The sequence below is a fragment of the Streptomyces nanhaiensis genome, from assembly GCF_046614825.1.
GTDB classification, from domain to species: Bacteria; Actinomycetota; Actinomycetes; order Streptomycetales; family Streptomycetaceae; genus Streptomyces; species Streptomyces radiopugnans.
The window spans coordinates 1-16341 of sequence record NZ_JBKJFM010000004.1 but is presented as its reverse complement, the minus strand read 5'-3'; the positions used below and the strand labels follow the sequence as shown (position 1 = coordinate 16341).

The window sequence follows — 16341 nt, the reverse complement described above, 5'->3', positions numbered from 1 at the left end:
TGCCGCACTCCGGCCCGCCGGCGGTTGGGTGGGCCGGGCGGGGGAGGCTTACGATCCTCTGCGTGTCCAAGCTGACCGACGTGTCCAAACGGATCCTGATCGGCAGTGCGCTGCGCAGCGACCGCCTCACCCAGACGCTCCTGCCCAAGCGCATCGCCCTCCCGGTCTTCGCCTCCGACCCCCTGTCGTCGGTCGCGTACGCCCCGGGCGAGGTCCTGATGGTGCTGTCCATCGCCGGGTTCTCCGCCTACCGCTACGGGCCGTGGATCACCCTCGCCGTCGTCGTGCTCCTGTTCGCGGTGGTGGCGTCGTACCGGCAGAACGTCCACGCCTACCCCTCCGGCGGCGGCGACTACGAGGTCGCCACCGTCAACCTCGGCCCCCGGGCCGGACTCACCGTCGCGGGCGCCCTGCTGGTGGACTACGTCCTGACGGTGGCGGTGTCGGTCGCCGCCGGGGTGGAGAACCTCGGCTCCGCCATCCCCTTCGTCTCCGAGAACAAGACCGGCACGGCGGTGGCGATCATCGCGCTGCTGGCCGTGCTGAACCTGCGCGGCGTACGCGAGTCCGGCACGATATTCGCCGTCCCCACCTACCTCTTCGTCGCCTGCGTACTGGCCACCATCGCCTGGGGCGCCTTCCGCGGCCTGGTCCTGGGCGACGAGATGTCGGCCCCCAGTGCCGGATACGAGGTCAGCGCCGAGACCGCCGAACTGACCGGCTTCGCCCTGCTCTTCCTGCTCCTGCGGGCCTTCTCCTCCGGCTGCGCCGCCCTCACCGGCGTCGGCGCCATCAGCAACGGAGTGCCCGCCTTCCGCCGCCCCAAGAGCCGCAACGCCGCCACCACCCTGGCCCTGATGGGCGGCCTGGCCGCCACCATGTTCGGCGGCATCGTCGCCCTGGCCCTGGCCACCGGCGTGAAGATGTCCGAGACGCCCGCCACCGACATCCTCATCGACGGCCGCCCCGCCGGGCCCGACTACCACCAGGACCCGGTCATCGCCCAGGTCTCCGCGGCCGTCTTCGGCCACGGATCCCTGCCCTTCCTCCTGGTCGCCGCGGCCACCGCGCTCATCCTCTTCCTGGCCGCCAACACCGCCTACAACGGCTTCCCGGTCCTCGGCTCGATCCTCGCCCAGGACCGCTACCTGCCCCGCCAGCTGCACACCCGCGGCGACCGGCTGGCCTTCTCCAACGGCATCGTGCTGCTGGCCGTCTTCGCGGGCGTGCTCGTCTACGCCTACGACGCCGACTCCACCCGGTTGATCCAGCTCTACATCGTCGGCGTCTTCGTCGCCTTCACCTTCAGCCAGACCGGCATGGTCCGGCACTGGAACCGCCACCTCGCCCGGGAGAGCGAGCCCGCCGCCCGCCGCCGGATGAAGCGCTCACGCGCCATCAACGCCTTCGGCGCCTTCTTCACCGGCCTGGTCCTGGTCGTGGTGCTGGTCACCAAGTTCAGCCACGGGGCCTGGGTCGCCCTGATCGGCATGGCGCTCTTCTACGCGATGATGACCGCCACCCGCCGCCACTACGACCGGGTCGCAGAGGAGCTGGCGCTGCCGGCGGAGGCCGGGCGGGAGGAGATGGCCAAGCCCTCTCGGGTGCACTCCATCGTCCTGGTCTCCAAGGTCCACCGGCCCACCCTGCGGGCGCTGGCGTACGCCAAGATGATGCGCTCCGACGTCCTGGAGGCCCTGAGCGTCAACGTCGACTCCGAGGAGACCCGCGCCCTGTTCGAGGAGTGGAACCGGCGCGGCATCGACATCCCGCTCAAGACCCTGGACTCCCCCTACCGCGAGGTCACCCGGCCGGTCGTGGAGTACGTCAAGGGCCTGCGCCGCAGCAACCCGCGCACCGTGGTCAGCGTCTACATCCCCGAGTACGTCGTCGGCCACTGGTACGAGCAGCTGCTGCACAACCAGAGCGCCCTGCGCCTCAAGGGCCGCCTGCTGTTCACCCCCGGCGTGATGGTCACCTCCGTGCCCTACCAGCTGGAATCCTCCGAGCGCGCCCGGCTGAAGGCGCGCAGGCGCTCCGAGTGGAGCGCGCCCGGCGCGGTGCGCCGCGGCCCCGCCGGGCCCGCGGGCCGGGGGGAGGGCGACGGGCGGGAGGAGTGACCCGGACGGACCGGTAGGCTGGAGGACTGCCGTCCATGCGCCCCGCCGTCCGTTGGAGCCGCTCCCCATGCCCCCCGCAACACCCCCCGCCGCGTCCCCCGGAACCGCACCGTCACTGGTGGGCCGGGAGTACGAGGTCGAGATCGGCCCCGTCGCGCACGGCGGCCACTGCATCGCCCGCACCGAGGAGGGGCGGGTGCTGTTCGTGCGCCACGCCCTGCCCGGCGAGCGGGTCGTCGCGAAGGTGACCGAGGGCCGGGAGGACTCCCGCTTCCTGCGCGCCGACGCGGTCGGGATCCTGGAGCCCTCCAAGGACCGCGTCGAGGCCCCCTGCCCGTTCGCCGGCCCCGGCCTGTGCGGCGGCTGCGACTGGCAGCACGCCGCCCCCGGAGCCCAGCGGCGGCTGAAGGCCTCCGTCATCGCCGAGCAACTGGCGCGGCTGGCCGGGCTCACGGCCGAGGACGCCGGCTGGGACGGCACCGTCGAGCCCGCCCCCGGCGACAAGGTGCCCAAGGGCGAGGTCCCGGCCTGGCGCACCCGCGTCCACTACAGCGTGGACGACGAGGGCCGCGCGGGGCTGCTGCGCCACCGCTCCCACGAGGTGCAGCCGATCGACCGCTGCCTGATCGCCGCGCCGGGGGTGAGCGAGCTGGGCGTCGAGAAGCGCCGGTGGCCGCAGATCGCCACCGTCGACGCGACCGCCGCCACCGGCTCCGGGGACCGCCAGGTCGTGCTGACCCCCCGCCCCGGCGGGCGCCTGCCCCTGGTGGAGCTGGACCGGCCGGTGTCGGTGCTGCGGGGCGAGGAGCCGCGCGGCCGCGGCGCCGAGCGCGGCGGCGAGCGGGCCGTGCACCGGGTGCACGGCCGCCCCTTCGTCCGCGAGCGCGCCGTCGGCCGCACCTGGAGGATCAGCGCGGGGGGCTTCTGGCAGGTCCACCCCAAGGCCGCCGATCTGCTGGTCGAGGCCGTGATGACGGGCCTTACGCCGCGCAGGGGCGAGATGGCCCTCGACCTGTACTGCGGCGCCGGGCTGTTCGCCGGAGCCCTGGCCGAGCGCGTGGGGGAGAAGGGCGCGGTGCTCGGCATCGAGTCCTCCAAGCGCGCGGTGGAGGACGCCCGCCACAACCTCGCCGACCTCGACCGCGTCCGCGTCGAGCGCGGCAACGTCGAGCAGGTCCTGCCGCGCACCGGCATCACCGAGGCCGACGTCGTCGTCCTGGACCCGCCCCGCTCCGGCGCCGGGCGCAAGACGGTGCGGCAGGTGGCCTCCCTCGGCCCGCGCCGGATCGCCTACGTCGCCTGCGACCCGGCCGCCCTCGCCCGGGACATCGCCTACTTCCGCGAGGAGGGCTACGTCCCGCACTTCCTGCGGGCCTTCGACCTGTTCCCGATGACCCACCACGTCGAGTGCGTCGCCATCCTCAAGCCCGCGCCGAAGCGCTCCTGACCTGCGCTTTCTTCGCCCCGGGAACTGCGCTCGACCTGTTCCCGGCCACCCACCGTGTGGAACGGCCACTCCATCTGCGCAGCCGGTCCGACCTGTGATTCCGTGGCGAGGCGGTCCTCGCGCCGGCCCCGGCGCGAGGGCATCGCCCAGAATCCCGACGCTCATACGACGCCCGGCCGAAGGACCGTCACAGCCGGATCCGGCTGATCCTGCGCGGCAGCGCGCTGACCACGATGGCGCGGTCGCCGGAAGGGGAGCTCCGCGAGACGTGGTTGCGCGTTGCCGAGGTCTGGCATTGCAAGATCGTCGGTTGCCGATGGGCGGAGGTGGTTGCTCTGCTTCCGTCGTCCGTGACGGCCGCGTCGTTCATGGAGTGCCCGACCGAAACTGGTATACACCAGTATGGTACATGTGCTATGCGTGGTACATGTCTATGAAGCGAACCAACGTCTACGCCGATCCGGAAGATCTCGCGATCATCAAGGAGGCGGCGAAGCGGCGCGGCATCAGCGAGGCCGAGATCATCCGCCAAGGCATCCATCTCGCGGCCATGGCCAACCGTGTCTGGGACGAGCCTCTCTTCTCCCGCACGTTCCGGGGGGCAGGTCGTACTCCCGGCAAGAGCGAGGTGCGTGACACCGTCGCCGACGCCGTGAGCCGCGAGACCGAGTCCGGGACCGCCACGTGATCATCGTCATCGCGGACACCTCCGGGCTCCTCGCGGCGCTCGACTCCGCCCATCCCGAGCATCACGCGTCGAACGAGGCGATCATGGCCGCGGGACTCCTGGTGATGTCCCCACTGCTGCTCGCGGAGATCGACCACGTCGCCACGCGCGAGCTCGGCCGTGAAGCGGCGCTCAGCGCGGTCGACGACATCCGGTACTGGATGCGTCGAGGCCGTATCGCCCTGCCCGAGATCACGGAAGACCATCTGGATGTAGCCCAGTCGGTGCGCGCCCGGTACCGCGACCTGGACCTGGATCTCACGGACGCGGTGAACGTGGCCCTGGCCGCCGAGTACGACACCGACGCCGTACTCACGCTCGACCGTCGCGATTTCCGGGCCGTGCGCCCACTGGGCCGGTGCAAGGCGTTCCGGGTCCTGCCCGACGACCTTCCGATCTGACGCCGGAGGGTGCCCGGCCGTGTCGTCGATCCCGTGGGCCATGACGCTCGTCTGACGCTCACGGTGCCCGTGGACTCCCGGAAGAGCGGGAAAACCTCTCTGGCCTGCGGTTTCGGACGAAGCGGTCCTCGTGCAGGCGACGACGCGAGGGCGCAGCCCGAGCTTCTGACGCTCACGTGAAGCTCGGGTGGAAAGGCTTTACCTCGCACGGCTCTGGCTGTGGGTACGTCCCGGGCTATCAGGTGATCGCTGTTGCCGCGGTGGAGACCAGGAGCAGCGCAACGCCGTCACCCACCCGCTCGATGTTCTCGGGTCCACCGGTTACATCCAGCGCGAGCAGGACATCCTCCGCTCCCACCTTCAACCCAAGATCCTCGGCCCGCACTTCGAGGACCTCGCCCGCACCTTCATCCGCCGCTACGCCCACACCCTGCTCCCCGGCGGTCTGCCCGGTCCGGTCGGTACCACCGAGGTCGCCGATCCGGCGGCCCGCACCAAGCACGAGGTTGACGTCATCGCCCTGGCCCTGGGCGAGCGTCCGCAGGCGCCGCGCGCCCGGATCGCCCTGATCGGCGAGGCCAGGGCCACCGCCGCCCGGCGCGGAACCGGCGATCTGCAACGCCCGGAGCACATCCGCAGCCTGCTCACCGACCAGGGCTACGACACGACGGGCGCCACGCCGGCCCTGTTCCCCCTGCGCGGTCCCCACCCGGACCTCCCCGAGTTCGCGGCCGACCGCGACGATCTGCTCCTCATCGGCCCGGCGGCTCTTCACGGGCTTGAGCAGCCCAGCTCTTGCGGGGCGCCGGTGGGGCGCAGGTGAATGCGCGGTTGCTGGAGACAAGGGACCGGGTCACCCGTGAAGACGCGGTGCCGCTGTCCGGGTGGAGGTGAACGGTCATCGAAGCTGAGAAGACCACCCACGGTGCTGCTCTCCTGTGCCGACTGCTGAAGGTCGCCCGGTCCTCCTTTCCTCCTCCGGGCCCGGAGCGGCAGGGCCGGCGTCGGTACAGAACGCGTTGTGCGGGTGGGGGCCTTGGGCTGGGCCGGTGTGCGGCGTGACGGCGGCGGGCCTGGGCCGTTGGGCAGGGAGGCAGGCCCACGACGCGGTACGGAGGGGGAGGCGGTGGCCATGGCGGCGGACAACGGCGGCGGTGCCGACAACGGCGGCGCGGAGCTGTCGGACAGCCTGAGGACGTTCGGCGCGGTACTGAAGGTGCTGCGCGAGGAGACGGGGCTGACGCAGGAGGAACTCGCCCCGCGCGTGCGGTCCTCGGCGCACTACATGGCCAAGATCGAGCAGGGCAGGCGGTATCCGCCGAAGGACCTGCCCGGCCGCGCGGAGGAGCCCCTGGGTTACATCGCCTCCCGCGTCCTGGCGGCGGCCTACCGCAGCCTGACCCGCAGGACGGGGCTTGCTTCGTGGTTCCACCAGTGGGCGGGCATCGAGGAGGAGGCGCTGTCGCTGTACGCGTACGAGTGCAGGGCGATTCCCGGGCTGTTGCAGCCCGAGCCCTACATCCGGGCGATCTTCGAGCGCCGCCTGCCACCCGTCACCGAGGAGCAGCTCGAGCGAGAGGCCGCCGCTCGGCTCGACCGGCAGCGGATCATCGAGCAGAAACCGAACACCGCGTTCAGCTTCGTCATCGAACAGGCCTTCCTGGAACGGAACGTGGGTGGTGATCAGGTGACGCTGGCCGTCATCGACCACCTGTTGACGTGGGCAGGCGGCGCAACGTCGAGATCCAGATCATGCCTCTCCGCCAGGAGGACCACTGCGGAGTCGACGGGCACATGTACCTGGCGGAGACTCCGGACCACCGATGGGTCGGCTACACCGAAGGGCAGCGGTCGAGCAATCTGCTCACCGCACCCAAGGACGTCAGTGTTCTGCTCCAGCGCTATTGCAGCCTGCGCTCGCAGGCTCATGATCGCAGGGCCACTGTGAGCCTGCTGGAACAGATGCGAGGAGCGTATGAGCACCACTGACGAACAGGGCTGGTTCAAGAGCAGCTACAGCGGAAGCGAAGGCGACAACTGCGTCGAGGTGGCCATACGCCCTGAGACCGTTCTCGTCCGCGACTCCAAGGGCGTCCAGCGGCGGCCGCTGTCCGTGTCCCCGGCGGCCTGGGCGGACTTCCTCGGCCACACCGCCCGCTGAACCGTATGCACCGTATGCACCCACCCGCCTGTGCGGCGGGGCTCCGACCCCGCCGCACAGGCGTGTCGGGGCGGCCTCGGCCAACGCTCCAGACGGTGAGCGCACCCAACGAAAGGTCAACTGAAAACTCAGTCAAAGCTGTTGACGTTCGCCGGTGCCTGCGTAGGCTGATTGGTGGCGGTCGACGTGATGTCGGCGTCAACAGTGTCTCGGGGGTGGGGCTGAGTGAACGGAACCAGGTGCACGCGGTGTGAGCTTCTGATCGGCATGGGATGCGCCTGTCCCTCCATGAAGAAGAGGCGGCGGGAGCAGTCGGTCGCGGTCCGGCGGATCCCGGGGTCCGAGACCAGGCAGGGCGGTAAGTGGCCGAACCCCGCCCGCCCGCCGAGGGACGACGCGTTCTCGTACGGCGACTACGGCGACTACGGCGACGACCGCGCGGCCGAGGAGTTCCGGGAGGAACTCCGTGACATCACGGAGCGCGGCAGCAGTGTGCGGACCGTCTCGGGTGGGCTGCCCACCCTCGGACGCCGCCGCTGACCCTGCCCGCAGCCCGGCCGGCACCCCTGCCGGTCAGGGCGAACGTCTCATAGGTGTGATCCGTGATCCCTCCACCCATGTCGGACCGACCCGTTAGGATCCCGCCCGGGGACCGGCCCGCGGGACGGACAGTCCCGGCAGGCCGGGGCAGCGGAGACGACGAGCGAGGACAGCGCATGCGGGAAGGCCGGTGGACCACGGTCACCGAGTCCGAGTTCGACCACGAACGCCGGGGCCTGGAGGCCGTCCGGGAGAAGCTGCCGGACGCCGATCCGTGGCGGGCCTGGTCGAACTTCACCTTCACCGCGGGCACCGGGCACGTCCGCGAGGTCGATCTGCTCGTCGTCGCCCCCGGCGGCGTCTACATGATCGAGCTGAAGGACTGGCACGGCTCGGTCACCTCCGTCGGCGGCACCTGGGTGCAGACCACGCCCGGCGGCCGGCGCCGCACCCACTCCAACCCCCTGCACCTGGTCAACAAGAAGGCCAAGGAGCTGTCCGGGCTGCTCGGGCAGGCCGGACAGCTCGGCAGGCGGATCTGGGTCGGCGAGGCCGTCTGCTTCACCGACGACTCGCTGCGCGTACGGCTGCCCGCCCACGACCGGAACGGCGTCCACACGGTCGCCGAGCTGGTCGAGCTGCTCAGGCGGCCCCCGCGCGACGAGCGCAGCAGGATCTCCCCGGGCGACTCCCGCCAGATCAGGGCCGCGCTGGAGAAGATCGGCATCCGCCGCAGCGACGCCGAGTACAAGGTCGGCCCCTACGAGCTTGAGCGCCGCCCCTTCGACTCCGGCCAGACCTGGGCCGACTACGAGGCGCGCCACAGCGAGCTGCCCGAGCGCGCCCGGGTCCGCGTCTACCTGAGCGAGCGCGGCTCCGACTCCTCGCTGCGGCAGTCCGTGGAGAACGCCGCCCGCCGCGAGGCGGCCGTCCTGCAGCGCTTCCGGCACCCCGGCGTCGTCCCCTACCGGCAGTACTTCCCGACCGGGCACCCGGCGGGCCCCGCGCTGGTCTTCGACTACGACCGGCGGACGATGAAGCTGGACGAGTACCTGGTCCAGTACGGCGCGAAGCTGGACATCCTCGGCCGGATGGCGCTGGTCCGCCAGCTCGCCGAGACCATGCGGTCCGCGCACGCCCGGCGCATCCACCACCGGGCCCTGGCCGCCCGCTCCGTCCACGTCCTGCCCCGCCCGGACGGCGGGCCGGGGAAGGCGGTCGGTGAGGAGGCGGCCTGGCTCAGCCCGAGGCTGCAGATCTCCGACTGGCAGATCGCCACCCAGCGCGGCGCGGACTCCTCCCAGGGCGGGGGCGCCACGCGCCTGGCGCCGACGGCCCTGTCCGCGATGAACCTGGCCGACGACGAGGACCCCTACCTCGCGCCCGAGCTGACCGCGCTCCGCCCCGACCCGGTCTCCCTGGACGTCTACGGCCTCGGCGTCCTCACCTATCTGCTGGTCACCGACCATGCCCCGGCCGCCAGCCAGGCCGAGCTGCGCGCCCGCCTGGAGACGGGGGAGGGGCTGCGGCCCAGCTCCCTGGTGGACGGCCTGTCGGAGGACGTCGACGAGCTGGTGCAGGCGGCCACGGCCTACAACCCGGACCGGCGCCTGGCCGGCGTCGACGACTTCCTGGAGATGCTGGAGGTCGTCGAGGACTCCCTCACCGCCCCCGCCTCCGACACCGCCTCCGACACCGCCACCGACACCGCCTCCGAGGCCGCCGCGCCCGAGAAGGACCCGCTGGAGGCCGTCCCCGGCGATGTGCTCGACGGCCGCTGGGAGGTTCGCCGCCGCCTGGGCACGGGCTCCACCAGCCGCGCCTTCCTCGTACGCGACCTCCAGGCGCAGGCGCGCAGGACCCGCCCGCTGGCCGTGCTGAAGGTGGCCCTGTCCGACAGCCGGGGCGACATCCTCGTCCGCGAGGCCGAGGTGATGGGCCGCCTGCGCCCCCACTCCGGCATCATCCGCCTGGTCGAACCGGAGCCGCTGCGCATCGCGGGCCGCACCGTCCTGGCGCTGGAGTACGTGGGCGACGAGCGCGACGAGGCCGGGGAGCCGGGCGAGCGCAAGAAGCCCCGCCGCCGCGAGGAGACCGTCGCCCGCCAGCTCCGCGACGACGGCCGGCTCCCGGTCGACCAGTTGGAGGCGTACGGCGACTACCTCTTCGGCGCGGTCGACTTCCTGGAGGGCGAGGGCGTCTGGCACCGCGACATCAAGCCGGACAACATCGCCATCCGCATCCGCCCCAACCGCACCCGCGAACTGGTCCTCATCGACTTCTCGCTGGCCGGATACCCGGCGAAGAACACCGACGCGGGCACCGACGGCTATCTCGACCCGTTCGTCGACGTCATCACGCGCGGCAGCTACGACTCCCATGCCGAGCGGTACGCCGTGGCCGTCACCCTGCACCAGATGGCCTCCCGCGAGCTGCCCAGGTGGGGCGACGGCAGTGTCCCGCCGCGCATGACCGACCCGGAGGAGTGGCCGTACCCGACCATCGCGGCCGAGGCGTTCGACCCGGCCGTGCGCGAGGGGCTGGTCGCCTTCTTCCGGAAGGCCCTGCACCGCGACGTGGGCAAGCGGTTCCCCGAGCTCAAGCCGATGCGGGACGCCTGGCGCAAGGTCTTCCTCGACGCCTCGCAGGCCGTCCCCTCCAGCCACCGCACCCGCCACCCGGCCCCGGCCGCCACCGGCTCCGCCGCGGGCCCCGGCACGGCCGGGGCGGCCCCCCTCGGCGTCATCGCGGACGCCGAGCCGGAGACCGCCGAGCAGCAGCGCGACCGCCTCGCCGCCGAGGTCACCCGCGACACCCCGCTGACCGTCTCCGGTCTCACGGGCGCGGCCCAGTCCTTCCTCTACGGCCTGGGCATCAGCACCGTCGGCGAACTCCTCGACTACAGCCGCCGCAAGCTCGTCAACGCCCCCGGCCTGGGCGCCAAGACCCGCAACGAGGTGCAGCGGCGGCAGCGGGAGTGGGGCGAGAGGCTGCGCGGCACACCCGTCTCGCCGCTCACGCCCGAGGGCCGTGCGGAGGCGAAGGAGGAACTGGACCAGCTCACCGCCGCCGAGTCCGCCCTCGTGGGCGACCTGGTGGCGGCCGACGCCGCCGGCGGGCTGTCGGCGCGCGCCCTGCGCTCGGTCAGCCTCGACGCCCTCGCCACGGTCTTCGTGCCGGTCGTCAACAACAACGGCTCCAACCGCAACAAGGCCGAGATGGTGCGGCTGCTGCTGCGCCTGCCCGACGAGCACGGCGTCCTGCCGGACATCGGGGTCTGGCCCAGGCAGAAGGACGTCGCCGGGGCGCTGGGGCTCAGCGCCGGGCGCATCCCGCAGATACTCAAGGAGGAGCGCAAGCGCTGGAAGGGCGACGCGGCCGTCCGCGCCCTGCGCGAGGAGATCCTCGACCTGCTCGCGGGCATGGGGCGGGTCGCCTCCGCCGTCGAGATAGCCGACGCCCTCGCGGTGCGGCGCGGCAGCCAGCTCTCCGAGCGCGAGCAGCGGCGCGCGCTGGCGCTGGCGGCGGTGCGCGCCGTGGTCGAGGCCGAGCAACTCGTCCCCGACGAGGCGGAGTTCCAGCACCAGCCCAACCGCAAGGCCACCGAGGAGTCCCTCGGCGCGGGCCTGCTGGCCCTGGACGTGCGAGAGGACGACGCGCCGGACACCCCGACCGCGCCCGGTCTGCTGGACTACGCGACCAGGCTCGGCAGGACCGCCGACCGCCTCGCCAGGCTGGACACCCTGCCGACGGCCGCGACCGTGCTGGCGGAGCTGGGCGCGGTGACCGTGCCGCCCGGCACGATCGACTGGGACGAGCGGCGCGTGGTCGAACTGGCCGCCGCCGCCTCCGTCAACGCCGCCGCCACCCCGCGCCTGGAGATCTACCCGCGCGACCTGCCGCTCGTCCGAGCCCTGCGGCTGACCCAGGCCGGACTCGTCCGCCGGATCCCGGGCGTGCCCGAGGGCAGGCAGCCCGGTCTGACCGGCGAGGAGATCCACGAGCGGGTCCGCGCCCGCTTCCCCGAGCTGGTCGCCCCGGACGGGCGCGGCGGCACGACGCACGACCTGCCGACCGGCGGCCCGCTCACCAAGGCGCTGCGCGACGCGGGCTTCGAGCTGTCGCTCAAGATGCGCGAGGACACGGGCACGCTGCGCTACCTGCCGACGCGGGTGGACGAAGCCTCCAGCTACCTCACGACGGGCGTCTGGCGGCAGTCCACCCGCATCGGCACCGCGACCCGGTACGCGGACGACCCGCAGCTCGCGGGCGCGGTGCGCGCGGAGGAGCGGCTCGCCGCCTCGGCCCGCCGGGACGGCTACCGGGTGCTGACGGTGCGGCAGCAGCTCGTACGGGACGCGGTGCGGGAGCTGGGCGCCGAACGACTGGGCGCGCGGGTCGTCTCGGTCACCGAGCTGTTCCTTCAGGGCCTGCGCGCGCAGGTCAGGCCGGGCACCAAGCCCACCTGGGAGACCCTGCTCAAGGCGGACGCCGCCGAGCCGGGCTCGAAGGGCGCGGTGCGGTTCGCGGAGTACGCGCGGACGGCGTGGGGGCTCGTCGAGCCGCGGATCGCGGAACTTCTGGGCGACGGGAGCGACGGCGGCGACGGGAGCGGCGGCGCGGCGGGCCCGGTCCTGCTGACGGAGGCCGGGGTGTTCGCCCGGTACGACGCGATGGGCGTCCTGGACCGGCTGGCGTCGGCGGCCCGCCGGGGCGGACGGGGCCTGTGGCTCCTGGTCCCGCAGGCCGACCCCTCGCGCGAGCCCAGACTCGGGCAGGTGGCCGTGCCGTACCAGGCCGGCCTGGGGGAGTGGATCCAGCTTCCGGACACCTGGGTGGGCAACGCCCACCGCGGGTCCGGCGAGATCGTGGCGAGTGGTGTCGGGGGAGACGCGAAGTGATCGACCGCAAGGCTCCGTCGGACGACCTGAAGCAGCAGGCCAAGGCGGTCGAGACCGACCTCGGCCACCGGCAGACCGAGCAGGGTGAGCACGGCCTGACCGACGACGACCTGCGCAACCGGCGCCTCCGGGCCACCACCCGGGGCCGCCGCGCCGCCGAGAAGAAGTAGCGCAAGCGGCAGGAACAGGAAGAAACCGAAGGCAAGCCGGGGCCGGGCCTCCGGCCCCGGCCCGCCCCGCCGCCCGCCCGTACACCGCAGAGCCGCACACCGCACGTCCGCAAGGAGAGCGAGAAAACCCGATGGCCCAGCAGCCCCTCCTCCGCGATGTCATCGACATCAAGGAGTCCATCTCCACCTCGGACTTCGTGCTGTCCCTCGCCGAGGCGACGACGCCCGAGGGCGCCCGGCACGCGCTCAGGGACTACGTCGTCACCGAGCGGCTGCTGGAGAACTTCGACGAGGCGCTGGCCCTCATCAAGTCCGCGCTGGACGGCCACCGCTCCAAGGCGGCGTATCTGCACGGCTCGTTCGGTTCCGGTAAGTCGCACTTCATGGCCGTCCTCTACGCGCTGCTCAGCGGCAACCCGGCCGCCCGCGCCCGCACCGAGTTCGACCCGGTGCTGACCCGGCACGAGTGGCTGAGCACGGACGGCAAGAAGTTCCTGCTGGTGCCGTACCACATGCTCGGCGCGAAGGCCCTGGAGCAGCGCGTCCTCGGCGGCTATGTGCACCACGTCAAGAAGCTGCACCCGGACGCCCCGACCCCGCAGGTGTACCGGACCGACTCCCTCTTCGACGACATCCGCGCCATGCGCGCCAACATCGGCGACGAGGCCGTCATCCGGGGCCTGGGCGGCAGCGGCTCGGACGACGGAGAGGAGGACGAGTGGGGCGAGGGCTTCGCCTGGACCCCGCGACTGCTGGACACCGCGCTCGCCGCCGAGGAGGACCACGAGGGGAGGACCCCGCTCAACCTCAAGAACCCCTCCACACCGGCCGAGCTGCGCGCCAAGCTGGTCAACGACGCGAGCACCAACCTCCTGCCCGGCTTCGCCAGGAACGCCGCCGAGGACGAGCACGGCTTCGTCTCCCTGGACGCCGGCCTGTCCGTGATCGCCGAGCACGCCAAGTCGCTCGGCTACGACGGCCTGATCCTGTTCATGGACGAGCTGATCCTGTGGCTGGCCACCCTCATCCACGACCAGAAGTTCGTGGCCCGCGAGGCCGGCAAGATCACGAACTTCGTGGAGGGCGGCGACGCCCGCCGCGCCATCCCCGTGGTGTCTTTCATCGCCCGCCAGCGCGACCTGCGCGAGTTGGTCGGGGAGGAGGTGTCCGGCGCGGCCGAGTCGTCCATCCAGGACACCCTGAACCTGGCCTCCGGCCGGTTCGACAAGATCACCCTGGAGGACCGCAACCTCCCGCAGATCGCCCACGCCCGCCTGCTGAAGCCCAGGGACGCCGAGGCGGCCCGGCTGGTCGACGACGCGTTCGCGCAGACCAAGAGGGCCGGCGCGCAGGTCTGGGACACCCTCCTGGGCACCGACAAGGGCACCACCGGCGCGGACGAGGAGTCGTTCCGGCTGACCTACCCGTTCTCGCCCGCCTTCATGGACACCCTCGTCCACATCTCCTCCGCGCTCCAGCGCTCCCGCACCGGTCTGAAGCTGATGGGCCAGCTCCTGGCCGACCACCGCAACGAGATCCGGCTCGGGCAGCTCGTACCCGTCGGCGACCTCTACCCGGTGATCGCCGAGGGCGGCGACAAGCCGTTCACCGACAGCCTCAAGGTCGTCTTCGAGGCCGCCGACAAGCTCTACAGGACCAAGCTGCGGCCCTATCTGCTCAGCTCGTACGACATCACCGAGGACGACGTCGAGCAGTACCGCAACCGGCCCGAGTCCATCACCGACCCCAGGCGGCTGGCCGGCTGCCGGATGTTCACCGGCGACAACCGGCTGGTGTGCACCCTGCTGCTGTCGGCGCTCGCGCCCAGCGTGCCCGCGCTGTCGGAGCTGACCATCCGGCGGCTGGGCGCGCTCAACCACGGCTCGGTGCTCGCCCCCATCCCGGGCGCCGAGGTCGGCATCATCAAGAACAAGGTCGCCGAGTGGGCCGCCCGGTTCCCCGAGATCAAGGAGACCGGCACCGAGGCCAACCCCGGTGTGCGGCTTGAGCTGTCCGGCGTCGACGTGGACTCCGTCATCGCCAACGCCCAGGTCAACGACAACCCCGGCAACCGGGCCGCACTCGCCCGGCGCCTGCTGTCGGAGGAACTGGGCATCGAGCACGGCCAGTTGAGCGACCAGCTCGGCTTCACCTGGCGCGGCACCGCCCGTACCGCCGAGGTCGTCTTCGGCAACGTCGCCGACGAGGACGAGCTGCCCGACCACGACCTGGTGCCGCAGCAGGACGGCCTGTGGCGCATCGCCATAGACCTCCCCTTCGACGAGGGCGAGTGGGGCCCGGTGGAGGACGCCAACCGCATCCAGCGGCTGCGCGAGCGGCAGCAGGGCGAGCGGTCCCGCACCGTCGCCTGGCTGCCCGCGCACCTGTCCGCGCAGCGCTTCGCCGACTTCCGGCGCCTGGTCGTCATCGACAAGGCACTGGCCGACGAGCACCGCTTCGACACCCAGTACGCCGGCCACCTCAACGCCGACAACCGCAGCCGCGCCAAGGGACTGCTGGAGACCCAGCGCGAGGCCCTGCTCAAGCAGGTCAAGGGCGCCTTCAAGCAGGCCTACGGGCTCGCCCGGAAGCAGGCCGCCGACGTGGTGCCCGACTTCGACGACCACCTGGTCGCCCTGCCGGACGTGGACGACCTGACGCTGTCCTTCGGGCAGAACATGTACGACGGCATCCGGCACGTCGCCGGCAAGCTGCTCGCCCACCAGTACCCGGCCCACCCCGACCTCGACCCCGAGGAGACCGGCACCGCCGTCAGGCCCGCCGACACCAGGAGGGTGTTCGCCCACGTCCGGGCCGCCGCCGAGGCGCGCGACGGGCGGGTGGAGGTCCCGGCCGGCGACCGCGGGCTCATGCAGCGCGTCGCCGGGCCCCTGCGCCTGGGGCAGCAGAAGGAGGCGTACTTCGAGCTGTCCCGCTACTGGGCCGACCACTTCCGCAAGCTCGCCCGCTCCCGGGGCGTCACCGGGGACCTGTCCCTGGTCAAACTGGCCGACTGGACGGACGAGCCGGACCCGCGCGGCCTGCCCGACTTCCTGGTCCGGCTCGTCGTCGCCGCCTTCGCCGAGATGGACGACCGGGTGTGGGTGCGCGGCGGCACCGTCCTGGACCCCGCGCCCGAACTGAACGCGATCAAGGACCACGACGGGCTGCGCAGCCAGCCGCTGCCCGCCGAGTCCGACTGGGAGGCCGCGCGGCAGCGCTTCGAGACGATCTTCGGCCAGAAGCCGCCCGCACTGCGGCGCGGCCGGATGGTCAACCAGTTCGCCCACCAGATCATCGGCGCCGCCCGCGCCCACCGCGACCACGCGGCCGACCTGGTGCACCAGCTGGAGGCCCACGCCGCCTTCCTCGGCCTCGACCAGACCGCCGACACCGGACGGCTCGCCCTCGCCCGCCGCGCCCTGGAGCTGCTGGACGCCCTCACGGCGGAGGCCGGCAAGGGCGCGGCCGGGGCGAAGCGGACGGTGGAGGCGCTGGCCTCCTTCGACCTGGGCGGGACCAGCGCCGACCGGTACGGCACCTCCATCAAGAAGGCCCGCGCCGTCGCCGAGGCCGTCGCCTCCGCGCCCTGGAGCACCCTGGAACTCGCCGCCGGGCTCGGCCCCGAGGGCGAGGCGCTGCTGGACTCGCTGCGCAACGTCGCCCGCGACGACCAGCGCACCGCCGACCTGCGCGACGCCCTGGCCCGCACCCAGCGCGAGGTCGTCGCCCTGGTCAAGCGCCGCCAGGCCGCCGCCCCACCGCCCGCGCCCGCCGCGGTACCGCCCTCCACGGCGGACGGCCAGTCCCTGGACACGCCGACGAGCGACCCGCGCATCTCCTTCACCCAGCCGCAGGGGACGCCCTCCCCGGC

9 protein-coding genes and 2 pseudogenes are annotated in these 16341 nt (G+C 72.6%); all 11 read left to right on the top strand.

What is annotated here, in order from left to right; translation table 11 throughout:
- The first annotated feature begins 62 nt into the window (after positions 1 to 62).
- A complete protein-coding gene (locus ACLIYP_RS02225; protein WP_412711433.1) occupies positions 63 to 2120 on the top strand; it encodes an APC family permease in 2058 nt (685 codons plus the stop codon).
- 67 nt (positions 2121 to 2187) lie between these two features.
- Positions 2188 to 3567, top strand: a complete 1380-nt coding sequence (locus tag ACLIYP_RS02220) for a class I SAM-dependent RNA methyltransferase (protein WP_412711432.1) — start codon at positions 2188 to 2190, stop codon at positions 3565 to 3567.
- 427 nt (positions 3568 to 3994) lie between these two features.
- Positions 3995 to 4255, top strand: coding sequence for a ribbon-helix-helix domain-containing protein (locus tag ACLIYP_RS02215; RefSeq protein ID WP_412711431.1), 261 nt, complete (start codon positions 3995 to 3997; stop codon positions 4253 to 4255).
- Positions 4252 to 4695 carry a type II toxin-antitoxin system VapC family toxin gene (locus ACLIYP_RS02210; RefSeq protein WP_412711430.1) on the top strand — a complete coding sequence of 148 codons (444 nt, stop codon included), beginning with the start codon at positions 4252 to 4254 and terminating at the stop codon, positions 4693 to 4695. Before ACLIYP_RS02215 ends, ACLIYP_RS02210 begins: the two co-directional genes overlap by 4 nt.
- Before the next feature lie 268 nt (positions 4696 to 4963).
- Positions 4964 to 5518: pseudogene (locus tag ACLIYP_RS02205) on the top strand (ATP-binding protein); the annotation flags it as partial.
- A gap of 309 nt (positions 5519 to 5827) precedes the next feature.
- Positions 5828 to 6684: pseudogene (locus ACLIYP_RS02200) on the top strand (helix-turn-helix domain-containing protein).
- On the top strand, positions 6671 to 6856 hold the full coding sequence (locus ACLIYP_RS02195) for a DUF397 domain-containing protein (protein WP_412711429.1): 186 nt from the start codon (positions 6671 to 6673) through the stop codon (positions 6854 to 6856). The pseudogene ACLIYP_RS02200 and the gene ACLIYP_RS02195 overlap by 14 nt, the downstream one beginning before the upstream one ends.
- A 288-nt stretch (positions 6857 to 7144) precedes the next feature.
- On the top strand, positions 7145 to 7396 hold the full coding sequence (locus tag ACLIYP_RS02190) for a hypothetical protein (protein WP_412711428.1): 252 nt from the start codon (positions 7145 to 7147) through the stop codon (positions 7394 to 7396).
- 176 nt (positions 7397 to 7572) lie between these two features.
- Positions 7573 to 12297, top strand: coding sequence for a BREX system serine/threonine kinase PglW (gene pglW, locus ACLIYP_RS02185; RefSeq protein ID WP_412711427.1), 4725 nt, complete (start codon positions 7573 to 7575; stop codon positions 12295 to 12297).
- Positions 12294 to 12467: a hypothetical protein gene (locus tag ACLIYP_RS02180; RefSeq protein WP_412711426.1), complete on the top strand. Its 174-nt coding sequence runs from the start codon at positions 12294 to 12296 to the stop codon at positions 12465 to 12467. Before pglW ends, ACLIYP_RS02180 begins: the two co-directional genes overlap by 4 nt.
- Positions 12468 to 12598: 131 nt before the next feature.
- A partial coding sequence (pglY, locus tag ACLIYP_RS02175; RefSeq protein WP_412711425.1) for a BREX-2 system ATPase PglY occupies positions 12599 to 16341 on the top strand: 3743 nt, incomplete at its 3' end.